The 22,879-nt window shown below is 39.6% G+C and carries 28 protein-coding genes; 27 read left to right on the forward strand and 1 reads right to left on the reverse strand.

The window, feature by feature from the left end:
- Window positions 1-58: 58 nt before the first annotated feature.
- The gene (locus ACE1OF_RS05725) at window positions 59-805 is read right to left on the reverse strand and encodes an XRE family transcriptional regulator (RefSeq protein WP_448893289.1); all 747 of its coding nucleotides are present in this window, start codon (window positions 803-805) and stop codon (window positions 59-61) included.
- Window positions 806-900: 95 nt separating this feature from the next.
- Between ACE1OF_RS05725 and ACE1OF_RS05730 the strand changes: the two genes are divergently transcribed.
- The 27 genes from ACE1OF_RS05730 to ACE1OF_RS05860 all read left to right on the forward strand — a co-directional run bounded on the left by ACE1OF_RS05730 (window position 901) and on the right by ACE1OF_RS05860 (window position 22,879).
- The gene (locus tag ACE1OF_RS05730) at window positions 901-1,110 is read left to right on the forward strand and encodes a Cro/CI family transcriptional regulator (protein WP_448893290.1); all 210 of its coding nucleotides are present in this window, start codon (window positions 901-903) and stop codon (window positions 1,108-1,110) included.
- A 110-nt stretch (window positions 1,111-1,220) separates the two neighbouring features.
- The gene (locus ACE1OF_RS05735) at window positions 1,221-1,619 is read left to right on the forward strand and encodes a hypothetical protein (protein ID WP_448893291.1); all 399 of its coding nucleotides are present in this window, start codon (window positions 1,221-1,223) and stop codon (window positions 1,617-1,619) included.
- Window positions 1,620-1,810: 191 nt separating this feature from the next.
- A complete protein-coding gene (locus tag ACE1OF_RS05740; protein WP_448893292.1) occupies window positions 1,811-1,993 on the forward strand; it encodes a hypothetical protein in 183 nt (60 codons plus the stop codon).
- 41 nt (window positions 1,994-2,034) lie between these two features.
- Window positions 2,035-3,078: a PriCT-2 domain-containing protein gene (locus tag ACE1OF_RS05745; RefSeq protein ID WP_448893293.1), complete on the forward strand. Its 1,044-nt coding sequence runs from the start codon at window positions 2,035-2,037 to the stop codon at window positions 3,076-3,078.
- Window positions 3,078-4,466, forward strand: coding sequence for a VapE domain-containing protein (locus tag ACE1OF_RS05750; protein ID WP_448893294.1), 1,389 nt, complete (start codon window positions 3,078-3,080; stop codon window positions 4,464-4,466). The genes ACE1OF_RS05745 and ACE1OF_RS05750 overlap by 1 nt, the downstream gene beginning before the upstream one ends.
- A 321-nt stretch (window positions 4,467-4,787) precedes the next feature.
- Window positions 4,788-5,129, forward strand: a complete 342-nt coding sequence (locus ACE1OF_RS05755) for a hypothetical protein (RefSeq protein WP_448893295.1) — start codon at window positions 4,788-4,790, stop codon at window positions 5,127-5,129.
- A 186-nt stretch (window positions 5,130-5,315) separates the two neighbouring features.
- Window positions 5,316-5,681, forward strand: coding sequence for a hypothetical protein (locus ACE1OF_RS05760; RefSeq protein WP_448893296.1), 366 nt, complete (start codon window positions 5,316-5,318; stop codon window positions 5,679-5,681).
- Between the two features lie 2 nt (window positions 5,682-5,683).
- Complete coding sequence (locus ACE1OF_RS05765) at window positions 5,684-5,905, forward strand: hypothetical protein (protein WP_448893297.1); 222 nt, start codon at window positions 5,684-5,686, stop codon at window positions 5,903-5,905.
- Window positions 5,865-6,392, forward strand: coding sequence for a transglycosylase SLT domain-containing protein (locus ACE1OF_RS05770; RefSeq protein WP_448893298.1), 528 nt, complete (start codon window positions 5,865-5,867; stop codon window positions 6,390-6,392). The genes ACE1OF_RS05765 and ACE1OF_RS05770 overlap by 41 nt, the downstream gene beginning before the upstream one ends.
- Before the next feature lie 320 nt (window positions 6,393-6,712).
- Entirely contained in the window at window positions 6,713-6,952 is a 240-nt protein-coding gene (gene lysC / locus ACE1OF_RS05775) for an Rz1-like lysis system protein LysC (RefSeq protein WP_448893362.1), read from the forward strand.
- Window positions 6,952-7,326 (forward strand): HNH endonuclease, encoded by a 375-nt coding sequence (locus ACE1OF_RS05780; protein WP_448893299.1) that lies wholly within the window; start codon window positions 6,952-6,954, stop codon window positions 7,324-7,326. Before lysC ends, ACE1OF_RS05780 begins: the two co-directional genes overlap by 1 nt.
- A 103-nt stretch (window positions 7,327-7,429) precedes the next feature.
- Window positions 7,430-7,891 (forward strand): P27 family phage terminase small subunit, encoded by a 462-nt coding sequence (locus ACE1OF_RS05785; protein ID WP_448893300.1) that lies wholly within the window; start codon window positions 7,430-7,432, stop codon window positions 7,889-7,891.
- Window positions 7,892-9,601 carry a terminase large subunit gene (locus ACE1OF_RS05790; RefSeq protein WP_448893301.1) on the forward strand — a complete coding sequence of 570 codons (1,710 nt, stop codon included), beginning with the start codon at window positions 7,892-7,894 and terminating at the stop codon, window positions 9,599-9,601. It begins immediately after the preceding gene.
- Window positions 9,601-10,875, forward strand: coding sequence for a phage portal protein (locus ACE1OF_RS05795; RefSeq protein ID WP_448893302.1), 1,275 nt, complete (start codon window positions 9,601-9,603; stop codon window positions 10,873-10,875). The genes ACE1OF_RS05790 and ACE1OF_RS05795 overlap by 1 nt, the downstream gene beginning before the upstream one ends.
- Entirely contained in the window at window positions 10,875-11,636 is a 762-nt protein-coding gene (locus ACE1OF_RS05800) for a head maturation protease, ClpP-related (protein WP_448893303.1), read from the forward strand. Before ACE1OF_RS05795 ends, ACE1OF_RS05800 begins: the two co-directional genes overlap by 1 nt.
- An 82-nt stretch (window positions 11,637-11,718) precedes the next feature.
- Window positions 11,719-12,963, forward strand: coding sequence for a phage major capsid protein (locus tag ACE1OF_RS05805; protein ID WP_448893304.1), 1,245 nt, complete (start codon window positions 11,719-11,721; stop codon window positions 12,961-12,963).
- Between the two features lie 106 nt (window positions 12,964-13,069).
- Window positions 13,070-13,387: a hypothetical protein gene (locus ACE1OF_RS05810; protein WP_448893305.1), complete on the forward strand. Its 318-nt coding sequence runs from the start codon at window positions 13,070-13,072 to the stop codon at window positions 13,385-13,387.
- Window positions 13,388-13,404: 17 nt separating this feature from the next.
- A complete protein-coding gene (locus ACE1OF_RS05815; protein WP_448893306.1) occupies window positions 13,405-14,019 on the forward strand; it encodes a head-tail connector protein in 615 nt (204 codons plus the stop codon).
- Complete coding sequence (locus ACE1OF_RS05820; protein ID WP_448893307.1) at window positions 14,016-14,342, forward strand: phage head closure protein; 327 nt, start codon at window positions 14,016-14,018, stop codon at window positions 14,340-14,342. Before ACE1OF_RS05815 ends, ACE1OF_RS05820 begins: the two co-directional genes overlap by 4 nt.
- The gene (locus tag ACE1OF_RS05825) at window positions 14,342-14,875 is read left to right on the forward strand and encodes an HK97-gp10 family putative phage morphogenesis protein (protein WP_448893308.1); all 534 of its coding nucleotides are present in this window, start codon (window positions 14,342-14,344) and stop codon (window positions 14,873-14,875) included. Before ACE1OF_RS05820 ends, ACE1OF_RS05825 begins: the two co-directional genes overlap by 1 nt.
- Window positions 14,856-15,248, forward strand: a complete 393-nt coding sequence (gp17, locus tag ACE1OF_RS05830) for a tail completion protein gp17 (protein WP_448893309.1) — start codon at window positions 14,856-14,858, stop codon at window positions 15,246-15,248. Before ACE1OF_RS05825 ends, gp17 begins: the two co-directional genes overlap by 20 nt.
- A 3-nt stretch (window positions 15,249-15,251) precedes the next feature.
- Window positions 15,252-15,665 carry a hypothetical protein gene (locus ACE1OF_RS05835; RefSeq protein ID WP_448893310.1) on the forward strand — a complete coding sequence of 138 codons (414 nt, stop codon included), beginning with the start codon at window positions 15,252-15,254 and terminating at the stop codon, window positions 15,663-15,665.
- Window positions 15,665-16,015 (forward strand): hypothetical protein, encoded by a 351-nt coding sequence (locus ACE1OF_RS05840; protein ID WP_448893311.1) that lies wholly within the window; start codon window positions 15,665-15,667, stop codon window positions 16,013-16,015. Before ACE1OF_RS05835 ends, ACE1OF_RS05840 begins: the two co-directional genes overlap by 1 nt.
- A 211-nt stretch (window positions 16,016-16,226) precedes the next feature.
- Window positions 16,227-18,266 carry a phage tail length tape measure family protein gene (locus tag ACE1OF_RS05845; RefSeq protein ID WP_448893312.1) on the forward strand — a complete coding sequence of 680 codons (2,040 nt, stop codon included), beginning with the start codon at window positions 16,227-16,229 and terminating at the stop codon, window positions 18,264-18,266.
- A gap of 72 nt (window positions 18,267-18,338) precedes the next feature.
- Window positions 18,339-18,911, forward strand: coding sequence for a hypothetical protein (locus ACE1OF_RS05850; protein ID WP_448893313.1), 573 nt, complete (start codon window positions 18,339-18,341; stop codon window positions 18,909-18,911).
- Window positions 18,911-19,516, forward strand: coding sequence for a baseplate hub domain-containing protein (locus ACE1OF_RS05855; protein WP_448893314.1), 606 nt, complete (start codon window positions 18,911-18,913; stop codon window positions 19,514-19,516). The genes ACE1OF_RS05850 and ACE1OF_RS05855 overlap by 1 nt, the downstream gene beginning before the upstream one ends.
- A gap of 18 nt (window positions 19,517-19,534) precedes the next feature.
- The gene (locus ACE1OF_RS05860) at window positions 19,535-22,879 is read left to right on the forward strand and encodes a phage tail protein (protein WP_448893315.1); all 3,345 of its coding nucleotides are present in this window, start codon (window positions 19,535-19,537) and stop codon (window positions 22,877-22,879) included.

Consider the following 22,879-nt stretch of genomic DNA (forward strand, 5'->3'; position numbering starts at 1 on the left):
GTTATCTTTTATCAATATCAATGTTTAGATCCTCGTTTCTTAAACCTTGCCATTGAATTTACCTTAAAACTGAATACCAAAAAACTCTACCAATAACTCTAATGTGTTTGACTTCTTCTTTGGTTAAATTTTCATCGGGGTATTCATCTATGTTAAAGCTACGAATACGTATGCCTCCTCCGGGTATTCTATAAAGCGTTTTTATATATAGGGCACCATCCCAATCAATAGCGTACATGTCGCCGTCTTTAATGTTGCTTTTTGCTGTATCAATTCCAACGGTGGCTCCGTCAGGAATAACGGGCTCCATTGAGTTACCCGATACTTGTACACAAGCAGCATGACTAGAATCAACCCCTTGTCTTTTTAGTGTAGATTTAGAAAACCTTAACTTAGGGCCTTTGTGTTCAATTTGGCTAGCAAAGCCATTTCCTGCTGACAATTCAACTTCCATATAAAAAGGTACTTCTACTTCATCTTCATCTAAAGGTGTTTTGCTATCCCAAGATTCTATTCTGGAAACAGAAAAACCTGGGTGTTGGGGTAGGGTATTTATATTGTATTTAGGCTTGTCTTCGGAAGCTTCTTTATCTAAATGAATATCCTCACCTGTCATAAGCCAAGTAAGTGAAACTCCCATATACTTGGCGCAAGCGTTTAAGGAGGCTTTACTTATAGAGTTTGTTTTGAACCACCGCCCCGCAGCTTGTGGTGTTACCTCCGCAGCTCTTGCTAGATCGGCTTTGCTCACATTTTTATCTTGCATTGATTGCCACAAACGGCTTGTTACAGAATTCTCTTTCATATCATAACCCTAAACTAGTAGTTTACTATTCTATTGTTTTTTTTGTTTACTTTAAATAACCTATTGGTTTACTATGTAGTAAATCGGAGGTTTATATGTCGTTAGAATTTAATAAGTGTATTGAGGCTGCTGGTGGCACTCAAAAAAAATTAGCTGAGGTTCTCGGTATTACAGAGCAAGCTATTGGTAAATGGAAAGATAAAAAAATTCCAGTAATGAGAGTTCTTCAAATAGAAAGTTCGCTTGGAATTAATCGATCTTTTCTGAGACCTGATATTTATCCACCAGAAGATAAAGCGGCTTAATTGAATGGTTTTCATGGTGCTTTCCTTTCCCGTTGTATTAGTGAACTTTAGCTAATACAAGGTTTAGATGAAATTACCGCTGGGATCATGTTTTTATATACAGGTGATATATGAGTGAAGATGAATTAATAGAAAAATTACGCAGTATAGACAGTAATGTGTGGGCTGGAATTTTACCTCCTAGCGAAGATAAACATCACAGAATTCTCGATAGATTCGTGACACCACAACCGAGTTTAGAACAAAAGGTACGCGCTGCTACGTGGATTGCTGCGATGGGAGTTAATCATTCAGGTATTGGAACTCAAGCCACACTAATGTGGCCTTATAGAGAATTCAATGAAGCCGAAGTAGCGCGATTTGCGGCTAATACTTTAGCTGATGTTCTAGCTGCTCTCTTACAAGCTTTGCCTCCTCAACAGATTGACAAGATTTGGACAGATCAAGACGAACGCCTGTCTTTTGTTTTAGAACCTGGGTTACCTGATGATAAAAATGCAACTCAATAACATCACCTACTTGTACGGGGGTTTCTGACTGATAGGTTTTTTCATTGCCGTCACCTTCTCCGCATAGGTATTTTAGTCGGTATTTGTACATAGTTTTTCCTTGTCTTTGGTTGGTAGTTTGTTTTCTTGGTCGTTGTATAGATTATCAGCCGAAGACGGGGCATTCAATTTAAGTAAGTAGCAGGTGATATATGAGTAAAGAAGAAAAAAAACAAAAGTTAATTAATGGCTTAAAACAGCAAAAAAAGTTAATGCGAAATAATGCTGAGTTATTAGAAGCTGTTTGCCCTCAGTTCGGACATCAAGTAGAACTTAGTAATGCAGTAGATATAACTCAGTCATGGATTGACGGAATCAGTAAAGAAGAACGTTAAATAAAGCGGGTAAGTAAAAACAACAAGCAGGAACAACAACAATGCAACTTCCAAGTTTAATCGATTTACAAAATGCGCTTAATTTTGTTAATGCTGATGTACCACGCGACGATTGGGTGCTGGTATTAATGGGTATTAAAAATGAGTTTGGTGATGCAGGTTACGACATTGCAGACCAATGGAGTCAAACAGCCGGCAGTTATAAAACTACAGATTTTAAAAATACCTGGTCCAGCGTTAAAGGCTCAGGAGGTACCACTATTGCTACCGTATTTAAGTTAGCAATTGACGGTGGTTATAAACCCGATAAAACAGAACTATCACCTGCTGAAAAAGCTAAACGTGAGCAACAAAAGGCTGAACGTGCATTGGCAAGAGCAAAGCAAGAAGAGAAAGAACAAGCCGAGCGCAAGCAGTGGCACGGGGTAATTGCTGAATTTTCCAGTAATTTAGTAGAGCATTTCACTAAACCTGTTGCTTCTAATCAATATTTAACTAATAAAAAAGTGGCTTCTTTTGGTTTGTATAGTTTTAAAATGGCGGTTATTGCTGTTTTTAACCCTAACTTTACTACTGATGTGATCAGTGGCGGTCCTAATATCAAGGGTTTTTTCGACACGTTACCCCCAAGTGATAAACGCGAGTTTTCTTTTTTGCATATTAAGCGGGGCGATCTTGTTGTTCCGTTAATTGACATCAACAAAAAGCTTTGGAACCTTCAAATTATTACAGCAAGCGGTACCAAGTTATTTTTAAAGCATGGACGAAAATCTGGCTGTTTTCATTTTATTGGTAAAGCATCAAATTCCGATGTTATAGCCGTGGCAGAAGGTTATGCTACTGGCGCTAGTATTCACATGGCAACAAAATGGCCTTGCGCGGTAGCGTTAGACGCGGGTAACCTAGTTTCTGTTGCTACGCAGTTAAAAGCCAAGTTAAAAAATAAGCGGTTTGTTATTTGTGCTGACGATGATGCAAACACTAAGGGTAATCCTGGTATTACTAAAGCCAATGAAGCTGCTGAAGCAGTAGGTGGGTTAGTTGCTGTGCCTAATTTCTCAAGTATTGTAGAAAAGGCAGCATAATGACCCAAAGTATCTTTAACGACTGGAACGATTTACACGTGCAGTTAGGGTTAGGGGCAGTTAAAGAACAGCTGCTTTCTGTTATTGGCCAACCTTCTGCTAACGACAATATGGGTGATGTTAGTAATAACCCGCCGAAAAACGCTAACGCGCGGCAGCGTTCAGTGGGGGTAAATGACGATTGGACGCTTGATTTCCAAAAAACAAATTCAGGTACGCCCTTAGCTAATATTGGTAATACTAAACTAGTGCTAGAAAACGACCCATATTTTCAGGGTGTTTTGGGTTATTGTAGTTTTAGTTATCGTATTATGAAGCGTAAAAAACCGCCTTTTAAAATGTCAAATGAGGGTGAGTGGACAGATACCGACACTGAACGCCTTAGAATTTACCTATCTGAAAACTATGGCTTTACACCAAAAGTCAGTGATGTATTGGGTGCTATTGTTGTTCATTCAGAGGAACATGCCTTTCACCCAGTAAAAGAGTATTTAACCAAGCTGCAATGGGACGGTAACCCACGTGTTGTTAGTTGGTTACATGAATATTTAGGGGTTGAAGACTCTGATTATGCATCATTAGTTGGTACGTTTTTTTTAGTTTCTGCAGTTGTTCGTGTTATTCGGCCACCAGTCAAAGTTGATACTGTATTAATACTTGAAGGCTTGCAGGGGTTAGGCAAATCTACTATGTTGCATAATTTGTTTGGTGACTGGTTTACTGACACGCCTATGGTACTAGGTGAAAAAGATTCATTTCAACAAATGCAGGGAATGTGGGGGATAGAACTAGCAGAGTTAGACTCATTTAACAAAGCTGAAAACACTAAGGCAAAACAGTTTTTTGGCTCTCAAACAGATAGGTATCGGCCAAGTTACGGCAGAATGGTACAAGAGTTTCCTCGTCAATGTGTGTTTGTTGGTACCACCAACCAAGACAGGTACCTAAAAGACTCAACCGGTAATAGGCGTTATTGGCCAGTTACTTGTACTAAAATTTCTCAAGAGGCTATAAAACGCGACAGAGATCAGTTGTGGGCTGAGGCATTACATATGTACCAGGTCGATAACATGCCTTGGTGGCCTGATGAGAGCTACGATCATTTATTTGCCGAGCAACAAGAGGATAGATTTGATTCTGATGTATGGGAACCGCTTATACATGAATGGTTACGTAAAAATCGACGGCTTGACTATTCTTGTGCTGACATAATGGGCGAAGCGCTTGATATGGACCCTCAAGCAATGCGACCACCAGAACAAAGACGGGTTGGTTTGATCATGCATAGGTTAGGTTTCGTCAAAAAGAAAAGATTAATAAATGGCAAGAGACCTGCTTTTTATTTCCCTCCAACCGACTTTTGGGAGCAGTTTATCCATGAAAAATAATAAAAACAGCTTATTAACCATGACAGTGACAATAATAGTGACAGCTACAGACCTTATAAATAAATGGGGTGTCATAGTGTCACAGTGTGTCACGGTACTTTCGCACACACACGCGCGCGCATACGAGCGGGCAGGCGTATTTTCTATTTTCTATTTAATACAATTCCATAATGTATATAACCATATCACTATGACAAGTATGACACTCTTATGTAGAGCAGTAGCGATAAGGGCTGTGGCTGTCACACTTTGTGTCACGGTCGGTTTTTTTCTCTATGACACTATGACACAGGTATATAAAACAGTAAAAAAGGGGGGCTCATGCAGATAAATACATCGGTAACCAGTTTACTAACTGAGTGGGGCAAATGGTCAAATGCAGGTTTAGGATTAACGTTAAACACACCGTGCGAATTTGAGTTCGTTGATATTGATGATGATTTAGCCTTGTTGGTTGATAAAGCTATTGCGCTTTTAGGTGTTACTAAACCTAAAACCAAAGCTATTGTGATGATGTACTATCGTAATAAACGTTCTTGTAAAAACATTGGTATCAACGTTGGTTTAGGCGAAACTAAAACAAAACAATTACTCGTTAGTGGTGAAGCATGGTTAGAAGGGCATTTGTTAGCAAAAGGAATATTAATTCAAAATGCCGCGTAAAAAGTGTTGAAATCCGCGCGGATAAACTGTACATTTCTAGTTAAGCTATGCAGAGCTATACACTAAAGCCCGAGATTAAAAATCTTGGGCTTTTTTGTATGTGCTTTTCAAGCTTAACCATTGTTGTTGTTTCACCCGTTACGGTTTGTTGCTGTAACGGGTTTTTTATTTTAAGGGCCTTAAACAGTGAACAAAGAGCGACCGGGTACAACTGAGGCTCCTCATTCGTGGGGCAATGAGCGTAGAAATTGGCATTTAGACAAAACCATTAGTATTGGTCATTTGTTAAGTACAATTATCATTGCTGGCTCTGTATTTGCGTGGGCGTCTGCGGTTGACCGTCGAGTTGATAAAAATACGCAATCTATTGATTACTTAAAGTTACAACAAATACAAGAATCTGCACGTTTAAGCAAAATACGTGAAGAATCTCAAAACATGGTGAACAGAATCGAAGAACGTTTAGATTTATCTCGTTCAGAACTTAAAACTGATCTTCGCGACATCAATGGCAAGTTAGATCGCATAATTGAAAATAGAATAGGCAATTAATTATGTTTGGCATTGAAGCAGTATTTATTGAATTATTATTTAAGCTAACCATTGCATTATTCGCTTTGGTTGGCGTTCGCTTCGCTTTATTGTGGTTCGACCGCATTATCGGTGTAGCTCCGTTTATAGGTTGGATTAATGAAGCAGATGATATGGCAAAAGCTGTGTATTACGGCTTGCGTTTTGTTGCCGTGTGTCTCTTGGTCGGCCTCGCTCTTTCCTGATAAGTACGACAAAGAATTTAAAAACGCTGCTATTCATTTACCAGTAGGTGCAAATTGGCGTTTACTTAAAGCACAATGTTACCAAGAAAGCAGATTAAAGCCGCTTGCTGTATCACCAGTAGGCGCACAAGGTTTATGTCAATTCATGCCAAACACTTGGCGCGACATGACCAGAAAATATCCTAAATTAAATAATCCTTGGTTACCAGCGCATTCAATTAGAGCAGCAGCTCTTTACATGAAGCAACTTAACCAAGGATGGAGCAGCCCTAGACCACAAACAGAACGCTACAAATTAGCGTTAGCCTCTTATAACGCAGGCTTTGGCAATATATTAGCAGCACAAACTAAGTGTGGTGGCGCAGTGTTTTATCAACCTATTATTCATTGTTTGCCCAGCATAACAGGCAAGCACAGCAAAGAGACTATTGATTATGTTAAGCATATTAAGCGGTATTACTGGCTTATGGTCAGCACCGGTAACTAAGTATGTAGTTGCTGCGACGTTGGCAGGTTCAGTATGGTTCTACACGTCCAGCTTAAATAATACAATAGAAAATCAACAGCTTGTAATTATCAATAAAAATCAAAAGCTTATAAGGAAGAGTGCAGAGGTTGCAGAACTTACCTTAAGTGTTGAGCAAGCAAACAATGAAATTAAATTAGCACTGTTAGAAATAGAAAGTAGAGAGCTATTAGCAGCTCAACGTTTAGCTATGCTAAAAGACTTACGTTCTCAACTAACACAATTTGAACAAGACTTAACGGTACTGGAGCACACTAATGAGCAAGTTAAAGACTGGGCTAATGAGCCTATCCCTACTGCTGTTATCGGGTTGCTTATCGACGCCAGAGACAAAAACAGTAACATTGATTCAGGTGCAGAAGGTGAAGCCACCACAACAATTAATACAGCCTTGTCTTATTCCCGTGATGCCGTTAGCTACCAACCAAGACTTAATCAAACTCATTGGAAAACTTTATCAATCAATAAGCGTGTGCAATTTTGATAAGCAACTATTAAGAGACTGGACAAAGGATCAGTAATGCCAATCAAGCCGGGTTCATGGTGTATCAAGTGTCGTAAAGTTCATAAAGCTGAAACATGCCCTCATCGTAAACCATTTCAACGTAAGCGTGGCAGTAACCAACAATCAGGCCGTGGTGGTCGAGCATGGCAAAGAACGCGAGAGTTCATCTTTAATCGTGATCGTTTCCTTTGCCAAATACATTTAAAGAAAGGTGAATTAGTTTCCGTTGAGTTGCATGGTGGCAATCATGGCGTGTGTGATCACATCATACCTATTGCTCAAGGTGGTGGTGATAGCCATAACAATCTACAAACCATTTGCCAACAATGTGATAGAGAGAAAACATTACAAGAATCGTTACAAACACAGAAAACAGGGGGGTATCAATAGTTCATTGCTTCCCAGCGTACACCGCCTTTGTAGGATAACTTTTTTGCGAGGCGGTTTTGAAAAGAAAAAGCCCACTTAGTATAGGACGAATTGGTTAAATTATATGGCAGGTAGATACCCACAACTAGCAGAAGATACAACATCTAAAGTTGTTGCTTTTCCTGGTGCAGAAGAAAAGGCGGAAATGAGTGATAAAGAGGCGAAAAAAATCGCGCTCCAATCGCGTCCGCGTGGAATGTCTAAACCAGAGCAAAAGGTCTGGGAAACTGATATTCCTGCCTATGTGAAAATTAATCGGTTGAAAGCACACTTTGTTAGGTTCTTCAAAGAATATTGTATTGTTGTTGCTAGAATGGAAACCACTAAAGCAAAGTTAGATGTGGATGGTTGGCAATATAAAACGGTTGGCCGTAATGGTGAACAGTTTAAAGCTCGACCAGGTGTAGCACAATACAATGACGATTGGCGTAAACTTAATAGTTTAATTAATCAACTTGGTGGCAGTCCAGCAACAGATAAACGTTTTGACAATTTACAGCCCGGTCTTTTTGATGATCTTTACTAAATGCGAAATAACTACCCAACATTTCAGAAAGATCATATTGCTGATATAGAACAATATGCTGCTGATGTAATAAGCGGCAAACGTATTGCTAACAAGTATGAACGTTTAGCAATAGAGCGCGAAAGTAGAGATTTAGAACGCGCAGGCACAGAAGAATTCCCCTATTATTTTGATATTGAAGCAGCAAACAAAGTTATTCGCTTCATTGAAACTTTTAATCATGTAAAAGGGAAATGGGCAAGGGCAACAGGCAAAGAATCATTAATATCATTAAGTCCTTGGCAAAAATGGTGTACTGCTCAAATATTTGGTTGGAAACACATAAAAACTCAGCGCCGACGTTTTCGCTCTGCTGCTGTTTATGTACCACGTAAAAATGGTAAATCAACTTGGATTGCTCCAATTGGTTTGTATATGTTGTCGAATGACAATGAACCCGGTGCAGAAGTTTACTGCGGTGCAACTAACCAAAAGCAAGCCAACGAAGTATTTCAGCCCGCGCATAAAATGGCGGCCAAACAGCCAATTTTTAGACGTAAATTCAAAATAGAATTACTTGCTCAGCAAATTTCTAGCATTGCAGATGGTGGTAAGTTTGAACGATTAATTGGTGATCCTGGCGATGGTGGTTCACCTAGTTGTTATTTGTGTGATGAATATCACGAACACCCTGATGAACGTCAACGTGACACAATGGTTACAGGCATGGGAGCACGAGAACAGCCGCTTGAATGGATAATTTCCACAGCAGGCTCTAATTGGTTTGGTCCATGCGGGCAACACTGGAAAGAATGCCAAGAAATTCTTGAAGGAACACGAACAGATGAATCTGTGTTCTGCATCATTTACACAATGGATAAGGAAGACGACTGGCAAGATGAAAACTCATTAATAAAAGCTAATCCCAACTATGGCGTATCAGTCGATATTGACGGGATAAAAATTCAGCTTAATAAAGCTAAACAGTCTGCACGCAAGCAAAACGCATTTAAAACTAAGCATTTAAACTTGTGGGTTGGTGCTCGTGAGTCTTGGTTAAACATGGAAGATTGGAACGCAGCAGCTGATCATGAATTACGAACAGAACAATTTTACGGTGAAGAATGCACTAAAGGCGTAGATTTATCAGAATCTGATGATTTAACCGCTGATGTGAATTGTTTCACAAGAGAAATTAACGGCAAAACGCATTACTACTTTTTCCCTCGCACATATGTAACTGAAGCGAAAGCAGACGAAATAGATATTTACCGTGACTGGATTGAAGCTGAACACTTAATAGAATGTGATGGTTCAAGCATTGATTATGACGAAGTAGAACGTGCCATAGAAGCAGACAACGAAGAGTGTTTTGTAACAGGTTTGTTTTATGACCCTGCGGGTGCTGCACCTATCGCGCAACGTGTACATAACAAAACAGGTATTGAACCTATTAAAATTGCTCAAAACTATACAAACTTTTCACCAGCAATGCGTGAATTTGAAAACCTACTGAGACAAAAGCGTGTACATCATACAGGTTGCCCCGTTTTAACCTGGTGTTTAGGTAATGTAATAGCAAAAGAAACAATGGACGGTAAATACATTCGCCCAGTAAAAGAACACAAAGACAATAAAATAGATACGGCAATAGCAATGCTGCAATCATTCATCGGAGCTTGGACTCCAGACGAAGAAGATGGCTCTAACCAAGAATTTTTGGAACTCTAATGTTTAAAAAGCTTTTCAGTCGCAACAGTAAACAAAATACTGACAGCGAACAAAACACCAACATAGCTAATGTTAAAAACATTGCAGACGCCAATGATATTAGCATAACTGACATTGATCGATTAGGTGAACTTTTTGGCATGATGCCATCGCTTGCAGGGCCAAGTGTTACACCTAAAACATCAATGAAAGTTTCAATTGTTTTTGCCTGTGTACGCCTGATTTCTGGTGCAATAGCACAGATGCCCGTACATATATTTGACCAACTTGAAAACGGTGATAAACAACGAATAGCTAACCATAATTTATCACAACTATTTAATCTTCAACCAAACAAGGCTTGGAGTGCCGCGGCTTTTTGGGAGTATATTGTTGCCTCAGTCTTATTACATGGTGACGGCTATGCCGTATTACTACGTAATTACGATGGTGATATCGAAGAAATACTACCAATTAGCCCCGTAGGTGTAACCATTGAGAACAGGCAAGGGCGTCTAACCTATTTTTTCCAACTCAACGGTCAAGCAAAAGGTTTTGATCAAGACGATATTCTACATTTTCCTGGATTTGGTTTTAACGGGTTAAAATCTATGTCGGTTATTCAATGGGGTGCTTTTAATAGCATTGGTCTTGAAATTGCCATGGAACAACACAGCGGTGAATTTTTCAAATCGGGTTCAACGCAACGTGTAGCAGTAATAAAACAAGGTAAATGGGGCGATGAACAAAAGCAATCGTTTCGTGAGGCTTGGGTTAAAACCTATGGTGGTACTGAAAATTCTAAATACCCACTAGTTGTAGACAGCGGCACTGACATAAAAACATTAAGTTTATCAGCTAAAGATTCACAATTATTAGAATCACGTGAATTTCAAATAACTGACGTAGCCAGGGCATTCGGCCTACCTAGTTTTATGGTAAACCAAGAGCAAAAATCTACTAGTTGGGGCAGCGGCATTGGCGAAATAGGTTTATCTTTTCTTCGTTACACACTTGGGCCACACCTAAACAGGTTCCAACAAGAAATTAATCGAAAGTTATTCATTAACAAAACTCAATTTGCTGAATACATTACAGCAAGTCTGATGCGTTTAACCTTAAAAGAACGTAATGAAGCTTATCGTCAGGCGGTTGGTGGCTCACAAGGTCCAGGATGGATGACAGTAAACGAAGTTCGAAAATTAGAAAATTTACCCGCAATAAAAAATAGCAAGTTTGACGAACCATACGACCCAATTGCCTCGTCTAACAGTAACCAACAGGATGAAAACTAATGAATAACAGTCGCAGACTTATGGCGTTAATTCAACGTAATAGCCAAAACAATGCAAAGCCTGATTTTAAACTACAGCAAAAATCACCGCTCGCCGTTGAAGGTGAAAATCGTCCCGCGTTACTAATTTATGACGTTATTGACCCGTGGTGGGGCGTTTCGGCTGAAATGATTAAAACAGCATTACTTAGCATTCCTGACGCTACCGACATTGATGTTTTCATTAACAGCCCTGGTGGTGATGTTTTTGAAGCAACTGCTATTCACAGTAGCTTAATAACTCACCAAGCAAAAATTCACATTCACATAGACGGTGTAGCAGCCAGTGCAGCAACACGCATTGCTATGGCAGGAGACACCATTGAAATAGCCGAATCTGGCATGTATATGATCCACTACGCATGGACAATGGGTTTTGGTAACGCATCAGAAATGCGTAAATCAGCAGACATGTTAGACAAAGTAGACAACACCATTGTTGCCGATTATGTGAACAAAGCCAATGCAGATGAAACACAAATACGCGACTGGATGGAAGCCGAAACATGGTTTACTGCTCAAGAAGCAGTAGAACATGGCTTTGTTAACAGTATTATTCAACGTAAAAATGGCACTGATAACAAACTATCAAATAAAACGTGGGATTTAACCGCATATAAAAACGCGCCAAAACTCCCTAAACATGAACCCGAACAAGAACACAAATTCGAGCAACGTGAACGGTTAGAGCGATTCGCCAACATGTTGCTTAAAACTGGCTAGTTTGCGCTGGCAACAAACCAAAGCACCTAATTACTTTTAGTAACAGGTGCTTTTTTTATATCAAAAATAGAGGAAATACCCTATGTCAATCCAAGCACAACGAGAGCAGCGTAAACAATTGGCTGTAACCCTAAACGCATTAGTTAAAGACCACCCACAAGATTCAGAGTGGACTACTGATCATCAAAAACAATATGACGGTTTAGTTAAAGAAATCGATAATCTGGATGCGGGCATTGATCGTCAACAAAAAGTGTTAGACATCAGCGCTAAATCTAAACAAGTTGTAAATAGCCGTGCAGATAACAACGGCATTTCAACAGATGAAGCAGAGCACCAAATCGCCAACGAAAAAGCAGGTTTTAACGCGTACTTGCGCGGTGGAATGTCAGCACTTAACGAAGAACAACGTGCTGCCGTTCAAGCGCGTATTGATAGCCCTAAAAACACAATGAGCACAGGAACAGGCTCAGAAGGTGGTTATTTAGCCGGTGATGAAATTGCACCAGGCATTTCACAAGCAATGAAAGATTTTGGCGGTATGCGCCAAATGGCAACGGTAATTCCAACGGCCACAGGTTCAACTATTCCGTGGCCAACAGCAAATACCACGGCTGAAACAGGCGAATGGTTAGCAGAAAACGCTACGGCTGGCGATGCCGACACCACGTTTGGTGTTCGTAATATCGACACGCACATGGTTAGCTCTAAAGTAATTGCGGTACCGTTCCAATTATTACAAGACAATATGTTTAATCTTGAAGCTTATATTAATGAGCAAATTGGAAATCGTATTGGCCGCACAAGTGAAGACGCTTTTATAAATGGTAACGGCACAGGTCAACCCCATGGGTTATTAGCCGACATTACTGCGGGTAAAGTTGGCACTACAGGTCAAACTGCATCAATAATTTATGATGATTTGGTTGATTTAGAACACAGTGTTGATCCAGCATACCGTCGCAGTGGTAAATGTGGTTTTATGATGCACGACACTTCATTAAAAGTAATTAAAAAGCTAAAAGACACCACTGGGCGTCCAATTTGGTTACCTGGCATTGAGTCAGGTGAGCCAAATGCAATATTGGGCCGTCCTTATGCTGTTAATCAACAACTACCAACAATGGAAGCCGATGCTAAGTCGATAGCCTTTGGTGATTTTTCTAAATACATTGTTCGTGATGTTTCGCAAATTCTATTATTCCGCTTTACCGACAGCGCGTACTCACGTAAAGGTCAAGTTGGTTTCTTAGCATTTATGCGCACAGGTGGCCGTTATATTGATGTTGGCGGTGCAATCAAATACTACCAAAACAGCGCAACCTAAGCAGTTTTAATCAGTAGTTAGTAAACACCAAAAAACAAACCATCTCGTTGATGTTTACGAGATGGTTTTAACTCACATCAAAACGAAAAATAAAGGAGCCAATATCATGGCTAAAAAACAATTAGTGGTACGAACATTAATAGCAGTGTCAATTTTAGGCGCATCGTTCGAGCCTAACGAATTAATCAAAGGCGATGAATCTATATTAAAACCGTTAGAAGAAGCAGGCTTGGTATCAAGCAACAAAGCAGACATTGCTTATTGTGAAAAAACATTAGAACTTGAACCAATAGACCTTGCCAAATTAACAAAAGTGGCAAGTAATGAAGATCCTGACAAGTCAGAAGATTCAGACCCTGACAAGTCAGAAGATTCAGACCCTGACAAGTCAGAAGATTCAGACCCTGACAACACGACTACCTAATAATTAAGCGAGTAACCATGAATATGCTCCGCAAAATAATCAGCGCACCAACGCTTGAGCCTATCACGTTAAGTGACGTTTACGAACACACTAACACCGATAGTGATCATCAAGTTTACCTTGAACCGTTAATAGCGCGTGCCCGAAAACGCTTCGAACAAAATACAGGACGTTTATTAGTACAACAAACATGGCAAATAGCGTTACCAAAATTCGCCAACGCCATAGTAATACCTATAGCGCCTTTGCAGAGCATATCTTTCATTAAATACATTAATAATCATGGACAATTAATTACTATTGACCCAGAAGATTATCGCGTAACAGATTTTGGATTAACATCAATCATAACACCAAAATTGGGCGGCAGTTGGCCAGCCCCCGGCTACAAAGTAGCAGACGCAGTGCAAATAGAGGGTGTTTTTGGTCATGCCCCACTTAATAATGATGAATCAGAGATAGACACAGCCAACATTAACGATCCCGACAAATACGAACTAGCCAAACAAGCTATTTTAATATTAATAGCAGATTGGTTCATAAACCGTGAAGATTCAGCCCCCGTAAAACTTTACGACGTACCTAACGCATTCAAAGCTATTTGCACAGAACTTGCGGTAGAGCTGTTATGAGTAAAAAATTCAGGGCAGGCGCACGACGTCATAAAATTAGTTTTTTTACTATTGAAAAAACTAAAAATGCAGTTAGTGAAACCGTAGAAAATTACGTATTTGTAAAAACCATTAGTGCTGCAATTATGCAAACTAAAATTCATGAACAAGATGTAGCCGATGGTATGGAATATAACAGTACCAAAACTTTTCGAGTGTTATACAAAAACTGGATAACATCAGATCACATCATCGAATTTAAAGGCACTAAGTACGAAATTAAAAGCATTGAAAACCCAGAAGAACTAAATCAAGACTTACTCATTAGTGTGGACACTATCTAATGTCATTTGAAGTAAAAGGCATGGCTCAGTTGGAAAAAGCACTGTCGGAAATGGGCGCACGGGCAGGTAAAAAAGTTTTGTTAGGCGCATTACGTGATGCAGCAAAGCCTATAAGAAAACAAATGCGCGCATCAGCCCCAAAAGTAAGTGGAAATCTTAGGCGTGCTATTAAAACTAAAGCTATAGCTGGCAAAGGATCAACCAATAACGTTGCTACCGTTATGATCGGCACATTCAAAGAGGGAAAACAATCCCCTGGCTTTTATGCAAAGTTTCTTGAATACGGTACCAAGGCTCATGACATTCCCAGCCCTACAGCTGGTCGCGGAAAAAACAAAACAAAAAACAAAGTGGTTGTTGCCTTTGGCGGCAAAGTTTTTGGTCGTGTTAGACATCCAGGAATAAAAGCAAAGCCTTTTATTGTTCCTGCCTTTGAGCGCACGCATAAACAAGCAACAGAAATTTTAGCTAAACGACTAAAACAACGAATCATATTAGAGGCGATTAAAAAAAGTGGTCGAAACATCAATTAACTGGCTGTTACAACAAAACAGCGACATAAATACTGTATTAAAGAACCGAGTCTCGCCGTACATACGTGATAACGACGAAAACTACCCTGCAGTAACGTATCAAAAAACAGGGTTTGATCAAGAGCAGTATTTAGACGGTACTTTCTCAAGTATTAGCGAACACAATATAGACCTTGATGTTTGGGATATTTCTTATATCAACGTAAAAGAACTCTCTGAAAAAATTAAAGCGTTTCTAACCAGTTTTAGCGGCAATGCTAACGGTAACCAAATTGACTTAATAAAATTTAATGACGTATCAGAAGACGTAGAAACAGACCCTGAACGCTACTTAATCACACTAAAATTCACTTTTTTCACAAACGAGGCATAAATCATGGCTAAATTAGGCATAAAAACGTTCTTTAAAATGGGCGATGGCGAAACAACAGAACAATTTACTTTGGTACCAAGAATTAAATCAATTGGCGCCATTGGTGACGAAGCACCTTTAGTTGATGTAACTACCTTAGAAGATGAAGGGAAAGAATACATTTCAGGCATTGTTGACGGCCAAGAACTTGAAATTGTCGGTAACTATGAAAAAGATGATGCGCAACAAACTATTTTCCGTACTGCTGCCAAAAACCGTACAAAACATAACTTTGAAATTGCTTATGACAATGGCGTTACGGCTAGTTTAAATCTAGTGTTGCTTGGTTTCAAAATGAACGAACCAGATGGCGAGGGTGCGTTAACATTTACTGTTAAAGCTAAGCAAAACGGCATAACTCAATGGACAGAAGCATAATGAATTTATTAGAGAGAATAAATAAATCTGCCGATGAATTGCCACAAGTAGAAGTAAGTATAAAGCAATGGGGTGGTAAAACGACGGTGAGACGTTTGAGCCTATCGGAAAGATCGAACATGTTTGAATTGCTTTCAGGTGAAAACAATAATACCAATGTTGCAACATTGCTTGTCGCTTTCTCATTGGTTGATGAAGACGGTGAAAAACTTCACAAAAAAGCACCGGTAATGGAAATTTATAAAAGCTTAGAAAATGGTGATCACGAAGTTGTTGATTTACTTTTTGAAGAAGCAGATAAGTTATCAGCAATAACAAACAAAGCGATTGGAAAGCTAGAAAAAAACTAAAAGAGCAGCCAACGAATCAATTTATATTTCAATTATGTATTGATCTTGGCTGCACCCTCTCAGAAATCCATCAAAAAATAGACAGTTTCGAACTATCACAATGGATGGCTTATTACGCATTGCAAAATAACTCATCAATGAATGAATCTGTAAAACCTAATAATGAATTATCCGTTGAAGACGAAATAACACTAATGAAAGAGGCACTAGCATGAGTACCGTAGTTGGTAATTTAGTCACAAAAATGTCGGTTGATTCAGCGTCGTTTCAAAAAGAAATAGGCAAAGCTGAAAAACTTAACCAAAAATACAGAAAAGCCGCCAACGATGCTGATGGTGCTAGTAAGAAACTGTCTAACAGTTTTAAAGTTGCAGCAAATTCTGCTGCAATATTTAACGGACCATTAGGCGCAGTTAGTGGTAGGTTGTCTTCTGTTGGTTCAGGGCTTAGCGCTATTGGTGCCGCTGGGTTAATAGCTGGTGCTGCAATAACATCACTTACCGTGATTACCTCTAAATCATTAGCTGTATTTACTGAATACGAGCAAGGGCAACTAAAAACCGAAGCACTATTGAAATCTACTGGTTTTTCAGCAGGATTAACCGCTGAACATATTGAAAACCTTAGCCGTAAAGTGGCATTAAATACCCTAGCTAGTGTTGAGGGGGTGCGTAGTGCCTCACAAGTGTTGCTCACGTTTAAATCAATACAAGGCCAAACGTTTGATAAAACCATCGAGCTTTCTCAAGATTTAGCCTCTGTAATGGGTACCGACATAAAAGCCGCGGCGTTACAGCTTGGAAAAGCGCTTGAAGATCCTATTACAGGGTTAAATGCGTTAAAACGTTCAGGCGTGTCATTTACCCAGTCTCAGAAAGAGTTGATTCGAGAAATGCAAGACAGCGGACGTGTAGCAGATGCCCAAGGCTACATATTAGAAACACTTGAAAAACAAGTTGGCGGTGCAGGCTCAGCTGAAGCGGGGGGGTTAGCTGGTGCTGTTGATACATTAGGACAAAATTGGCGAGAAATGTTGAATGAAATGGCTAAATCGTCATCGTCAGGTAGTGCTGCGACTACGTTTATAAGTACATTAGCAAACGGCATTAAAGCAATAACTCCAGACGAACCAAAAATAAAATTACGTGCACTTCATAACGAGCTTATAGAACTTGAGGCTACATGGAATGAATTAAACGATTCAAAATGGGTTGTTTTTAAAGACGAACGCATGGCTAATTTGCAGTTAAGTATGCACAGCGTTAGAACAGAAATACAAGCCATCCAAGATGCTAAAGTTGAATCGATTAAAAAAGAAGGCAAAGCTCAAAAGCTTGCTGATGAGCAGAACGCAATAAAAAAACAAAATGAACAGGCTGAAACGTTAAGAAAACAAGAAGTAGCTGGAAGTAAAACATTAGCGACCATGGCGAGACAATTTGCTGATGAAGAAGAACTCATTAATCAAAAATGGGAACAACAAGATGCAAAAATATCATCAATGGTTCTTTCAGAACTAGAAATAAGACGGGCAGGCTTTGAAAGCATAGAGCAACTTAAAAATTATTATCGTGATGCTAATGATGCGGCATTTAATGCTGAATTTGCAAAAATAGAAGAACGCAATCAAAAAGAAATTGATGCCGCCATTGCTAAAGAAAAGAAAATTCAAGAGGCTAAAGCAGCCACGAAAAAATCGGATGAAGATAGAGCCAAATGGGAAGATTATTTAAGAAAAAATCAGCAAGCGGCAGCAGGTAGTCAAATTGTTGCAGACTTACAAATGGCAAGCAGTAAAAGTAAAAAAATGGGCAAAATAGCTAAAGCAGCGGCTATATCTCAAGCAACAATCAAAACATATGATTCTGCAACTGGTGCCTATGCCTCTTTATCTTCCATTCCTTATGTTGGCCCAGCCTTAGGTGCTGCAGCAGCTGCTGCTGCAATTGCAGCAGGTATGGCAAACGTATCTGCAATAAGAAGCCAATCAATCGCAGGGTTTGAAGGTGGTGGTTATATACCCGATGGCCCCCGAATCGGTGGTGTAGATGGTAGAGGTGGTAAATATGCCGTATTGCATCCTGATGAATCTATTTACGATCATAAGCAAGGGCAAGGCATTTCACAAGGTGGCGTAACCGTAAATCTCAACATAACAGCAACCGACACAGGCGGCTTTGATACTTGGTACCGCTCAAATAGAAATATGATCATTGCAGACGTTAGTGATGCAGTACGTTCTCCCGCTTAAAACGATGTAAATTAACAAATCACAAGCCCACTTTTTAGTGGGTTTTTTATTGAACAAAATAAAGGTAAGTAAATGGCCGGCACATTAGCAGCTAAATTTGTATCAATGCAAAGCGCTAAGCCTAAAAATGTTACCAAAACATTATTAGACACCGCGCACAGCGGTAAACGCTTTGTACGTAAAATTGGCGACCCTCAATGGTGGGAGTTTGATTTTACCACACCACCGTTAACTTACGCGCAAGCACTAGAATTATTCGCATTCGTATGTTCGCAAGGCGGTCAATACGGCACGTTTTATGTTCCTAATCCGTTTCCAACAATTGCACAAAACCTAGCTGCCAGAGTAGCGCCTAATATTGCCATAGGTGCTGACAGCTTTGTTTTGTCAGCATCTAATTATATGGCGGGAGATTTTATTCAATTCTCAAGCCACGACAAAACCTATTTAGTTACCAACGTTACTGAATCAACAGTAAGTTTTTACCCAAAACTAAAAGCGGCAGTGGGTGCGGCTAGCCCTATAAAATATGGCACAGACGTACTTTTTAAAGTAGCGCTGCAAAATGATGAAAATGATTTGTTAGTAAAAGCAACTAACGGCAAATATACAGAAATTAAACTTGATGTAGTGGAAGATATTTAATGTTGAATTTAAGCCCTGAATTATTAACTGCAATTAAAAACAAACATCAATTTTGTCATATCGTAACCCTGTATTTAAGTACCACTGTACGTTACACAGATAATGACATAGACGTGGTTTATAACGGTGATACTTACCAAGCCAAAGCATGGCTTGGTATGGGTGACGCAAAGCAATCTGCAAAACCGCAAGTGAACAAAATTCAATTAGAATTTGGTTTATCTGATCAAACATTGCTTTCAATCATCGGCTCAGCCCCATGGATGAACACCCGCATTGTCATAGAACGCGCTTACCTTGATGATAATTACAACATTATTGGCACGTTACATATTAAAACTGGCCGCATGGATAACCAAGAGCAAACCCACAGCGACAAACAATCAACGCTTACTATTTCAGGCTCAACAAACTGGGCAGATCATGAAAAAGAAGCCGGCACAAAATGCAATGTTGAATCGCAACAACGTTTTTACCCAGACGATTTTGGTTATGAGTTGGCAACACTAATTTCAGACGATGAACCATGGGGTAAAAAGCGTTTAACAACTACAGCGATTAAAGCACAAGAATTTGACGATTTAACCAATGAATATTATCTATAGCATGAGGAATAATAAATAATGGCTTATTGGTGGATTTATTACGCAATTGTTGCCGTTGTATCTTATGCAGCGGCGAGTTGGATGGCCCCCGATGCACCTACACAAGATGGTGGCGGCACAAACATTACCAAACCAGATACAGACGCGATGGAGGCGGTCATTTATGGCGAGCTTGGCCGTGTTGCTGGCACTATTCAGCATTTAGCCACAAATGACGGTGACGATGACGACATCAAAAATGATTTGTTGCATATGATCATCACATGGGGCGAATCTGTTTCTGAAATTATTGAAGTATATATTGACGAAAAAGGTGCAAGCACAAGTGCATGGAACGACAGTAAAACGCCTGGTAATAAATGGGCGTGGTGTTACAACTATATTAATGGTTTACGCATAGCTACTGCACCCCTTTTAGAAAAAACGGGTTTTATTCCTGCTCGTCATAAATTTACCGAAAAAGCGGTTAGTTATATTCGCTGTGAATGGGACAACGGCAACCGTTTTAATGGTAAGCCGAATTGCTTAGCGCATATTAAAGGACGTATTGTTTGGGACCCACGCACTGATATATGGACGTGGTCGAATAACCCCGCACTATGTTTATTAGATTACTTAATGAATGCGCGTTACGGCAAAGGAATGTTACTAGAAGACCTTGATATTAACTCGTTCAAAACAGCGGCCGACATTTGCGAAACACAAGTAGAAACTGAGCCAGGCAGTGGCGAGTATCAAAATTTATTTACGTGCAATATGCGTATCGACACAGCTAACGAAGTTAAAGCCAATGTTGATACATTGCTGAAAGGCTGCAGGGGTTTATTGCCGGAAATTAACGGCATTACAACGCTAATAATAGAGCAAGATGACGTTGTAACACCTGATGAAATTACAGCAGATCAAGTGATAGGCTCAATCAAAATAAAAGAATCGAGCACTAACGAACGCTACAACCGCGTGATTGTTTCTTTTATTGATAAATCGCAAAACTGGAAGCAACAAGAAGCTATTTGGCCTGATACTGCTCAACATAATGTTTTTAAAGCAGAAGACAATGATAAGCTTTTAGAGAAAAAAATAACCCTTGAAACGTGCACTGATCACAATGAAGCGCGGCAAATGGCACGTATATTGTGCTTACTTAGTAGGGAGGCGTTAAGCGGTACCATTGAATGTACCCCCGAATGCATCAAATATACCGTGGGTGATATTGTTCCTATTACACACCCATCCCCAATGTGGGCGTCTAAACCGTTTCGGATCACAAACATTGACTACCATAAAGAGGGTAAAATAACGTTACACGTTAGAGAGCATCAACCCTATATTTATAATTGGGATGGTGTTATTCGCAGTATTCCTGATGTGTCTTATCATGATCCGCGTAACGTGCAATCACCAACCAACTTAGCAATTTTACCACTTGCTGATTCAAAATTAGAATTATCGTGGGAGAGTAGCCGATCAAATTTCATAGTCAATATTTTTAACTCGAGTGATGTCGTCGTAATTCATGCAGAGCCAAACGAGAAAAAATACATTATTGAAAACCTAATTCAAGGAAGTTATACCGCAGAAGTCGCAGCGGTTAGTGGCATTGGCTATGAATCGGACTGGTCAGTAATACAATTTAATATTGCTCTACCCACAGTTCCAACGGTTACTGTTGATGCAATCAGTAGTAACAGTATTACACTATCTGCAACCGTGGGCGGCTTACCTAGTTTAGCCACTACATTTTACTGGCAGTTTTTAGGCTCAAGCGCTGCACCCGTAACAGGTAAAATAGTAAAAGGTGACATATACACATACACAGGTTTATTGCCCGAAACCACCTACAACTTTAAATGCCAAACGGTCAATGTTGCCGGTGAATCTGCGTGGGTTGAGGTTACAGCGACCACGTTAGCGTCTGACAGTAATATAACCAATATTACTTTTGAACAGTTAGATGAAAACTTAGCAAGTATGATTGGCGTAGCAGATCGCGAATTTACTATTTTAAATGACAGAGTAACTGAGGAAGAAATAAAAACACTGTATCAACTAGAAAATGATATTGATGCAGAAATTGATTTACAAACGAATACTGTAAAAATAGGTAGTGCTGAAAGTAATATCTCACAGCTTAATATTCAAAGTTCAAACTTCACATCGCAAATTAACCAAATAAATCACTCAAGCTACGGAATTTTAGCACAAGCTAATAATTATACTTATGCAGGTATAGGCTATTGGTCTGGTAGTACATGGCACGAAGGTGTGTTATCGGAACGCCTTAGAAGTGTAAAAGTTACGACATCAAATGGCACAGCCAAGGTTAGTGAAATAGCGCAAGCATTTGAAGATGATAATGGCAATTTAATTGCAAAAGGCGGCATGTTAACTGATGTAAATGGGCTTATTAATGGCTTTGTAACCCATAATGATGGTGCTACTACGCAATTTGACATTTTAGCAGATAACTATCGTGTTGGACGCTGGGCAAGTGGGGCATTTAAACCACACTTATATCTCAATTCTAATCAGATGATTCTTGAAGATTCATGGTTACTATCTGAAACGCTACAGGTTGGTTCAGGTTCTATATCATATAGCGGCGGTAAACCCATATTCAATAATCAAGCCCGTGTTGCCATTGGTGCATCGTTTGGGTCTTATGCTGTACTTGCAGCGCACGCAAATAATAACAATGGTGTGCGAATGGATAGTGATGGTGCGCTTACTGTTAATCGTTCGCAGGGAGCAAAGCCTGGTCTTAGAGTGTCTTCTAGTTATCACATTGCTGCAGGCGGTAACTCTGTATTAACAGAAACAGGAACTGGGCAGGCAAAATTCCATGATGGTGTTGCCCCATTTACAGGAAAGCATAGCTATTTAGTGCCCTTAAATTTAGGCGAGAACCCAATTGGGAAATTATTCGAGCAGGGCGAACTATACAGACATGTAGATATTAATAACTCGTTATTCTATGCAAATTTATCCTCTAAACCTCGTTCAACATTAGCGATAGGTTCATTTTCTGCACGTGAAAAGCTATTAATGGATAATGATGAAACATTATCTGGTGTGGGTTTAACAGAAGAAAACACACTTCGTAAAACAATAGCGGCTGGTTACATCAATGCACTTGGCGAAGGGCTAATGTGGGTTTGCAATGAGTCTGGCGACATTGAAGCGGGACAGTGGCTATGCTCTTCGTCGATGCGTGGTCACTCCATGCTACAAACAGATAAAAAAACGGGCGAGTACGAAAAGTATTTCACCGACTATACAGTGGCTAAAGCAAGTGAATATGTTAACTGGGAAAACGAACCTGGTAATACGAAACTTATAGCTGTTTATTACAAGGGTGGTTAA

Source organism: Colwellia sp. E150_009 (genome assembly GCF_053543955.1).

Excerpts from the sequence above, each read along its gene's own strand:
- ACE1OF_RS05725 (WP_448893289.1), bottom strand. The coding sequence starts at position 805 with ATGAAAGAGAATTCTGTAACAAGCCGTTTGTGGCAATCAATGCAAGAT.
- ACE1OF_RS05730 (WP_448893290.1), top strand. The coding sequence starts at position 901 with ATGTCGTTAGAATTTAATAAGTGTATTGAGGCTGCTGGTGGCACTCAA.
- ACE1OF_RS05735 (WP_448893291.1), top strand. The coding sequence starts at position 1,221 with ATGAGTGAAGATGAATTAATAGAAAAATTACGCAGTATAGACAGTAAT.
- ACE1OF_RS05740 (WP_448893292.1), top strand. The coding sequence starts at position 1,811 with ATGAGTAAAGAAGAAAAAAAACAAAAGTTAATTAATGGCTTAAAACAG.
- ACE1OF_RS05745 (WP_448893293.1), top strand. The coding sequence starts at position 2,035 with ATGCAACTTCCAAGTTTAATCGATTTACAAAATGCGCTTAATTTTGTT.
- ACE1OF_RS05750 (WP_448893294.1), top strand. The coding sequence starts at position 3,078 with ATGACCCAAAGTATCTTTAACGACTGGAACGATTTACACGTGCAGTTA.
- ACE1OF_RS05755 (WP_448893295.1), top strand. The coding sequence starts at position 4,788 with ATGCAGATAAATACATCGGTAACCAGTTTACTAACTGAGTGGGGCAAA.
- ACE1OF_RS05765 (WP_448893297.1), top strand. The coding sequence starts at position 5,684 with ATGTTTGGCATTGAAGCAGTATTTATTGAATTATTATTTAAGCTAACC.
- lysC (WP_448893362.1), top strand. The coding sequence starts at position 6,713 with ATGAGCCTATCCCTACTGCTGTTATCGGGTTGCTTATCGACGCCAGAG.
- ACE1OF_RS05780 (WP_448893299.1), top strand. The coding sequence starts at position 6,952 with ATGCCAATCAAGCCGGGTTCATGGTGTATCAAGTGTCGTAAAGTTCAT.
- ACE1OF_RS05785 (WP_448893300.1), top strand. The coding sequence starts at position 7,430 with ATGGCAGGTAGATACCCACAACTAGCAGAAGATACAACATCTAAAGTT.
- ACE1OF_RS05790 (WP_448893301.1), top strand. The coding sequence starts at position 7,892 with ATGCGAAATAACTACCCAACATTTCAGAAAGATCATATTGCTGATATA.
- ACE1OF_RS05795 (WP_448893302.1), top strand. The coding sequence starts at position 9,601 with ATGTTTAAAAAGCTTTTCAGTCGCAACAGTAAACAAAATACTGACAGC.
- ACE1OF_RS05800 (WP_448893303.1), top strand. The coding sequence starts at position 10,875 with ATGAATAACAGTCGCAGACTTATGGCGTTAATTCAACGTAATAGCCAA.
- ACE1OF_RS05805 (WP_448893304.1), top strand. The coding sequence starts at position 11,719 with ATGTCAATCCAAGCACAACGAGAGCAGCGTAAACAATTGGCTGTAACC.
- ACE1OF_RS05810 (WP_448893305.1), top strand. The coding sequence starts at position 13,070 with ATGGCTAAAAAACAATTAGTGGTACGAACATTAATAGCAGTGTCAATT.
- ACE1OF_RS05815 (WP_448893306.1), top strand. The coding sequence starts at position 13,405 with ATGAATATGCTCCGCAAAATAATCAGCGCACCAACGCTTGAGCCTATC.
- ACE1OF_RS05820 (WP_448893307.1), top strand. The coding sequence starts at position 14,016 with ATGAGTAAAAAATTCAGGGCAGGCGCACGACGTCATAAAATTAGTTTT.
- ACE1OF_RS05825 (WP_448893308.1), top strand. The coding sequence starts at position 14,342 with ATGTCATTTGAAGTAAAAGGCATGGCTCAGTTGGAAAAAGCACTGTCG.
- ACE1OF_RS05835 (WP_448893310.1), top strand. The coding sequence starts at position 15,252 with ATGGCTAAATTAGGCATAAAAACGTTCTTTAAAATGGGCGATGGCGAA.
- ACE1OF_RS05840 (WP_448893311.1), top strand. The coding sequence starts at position 15,665 with ATGAATTTATTAGAGAGAATAAATAAATCTGCCGATGAATTGCCACAA.
- ACE1OF_RS05845 (WP_448893312.1), top strand. The coding sequence starts at position 16,227 with ATGAGTACCGTAGTTGGTAATTTAGTCACAAAAATGTCGGTTGATTCA.
- ACE1OF_RS05850 (WP_448893313.1), top strand. The coding sequence starts at position 18,339 with ATGGCCGGCACATTAGCAGCTAAATTTGTATCAATGCAAAGCGCTAAG.
- ACE1OF_RS05855 (WP_448893314.1), top strand. The coding sequence starts at position 18,911 with ATGTTGAATTTAAGCCCTGAATTATTAACTGCAATTAAAAACAAACAT.
- ACE1OF_RS05860 (WP_448893315.1), top strand. The coding sequence starts at position 19,535 with ATGGCTTATTGGTGGATTTATTACGCAATTGTTGCCGTTGTATCTTAT.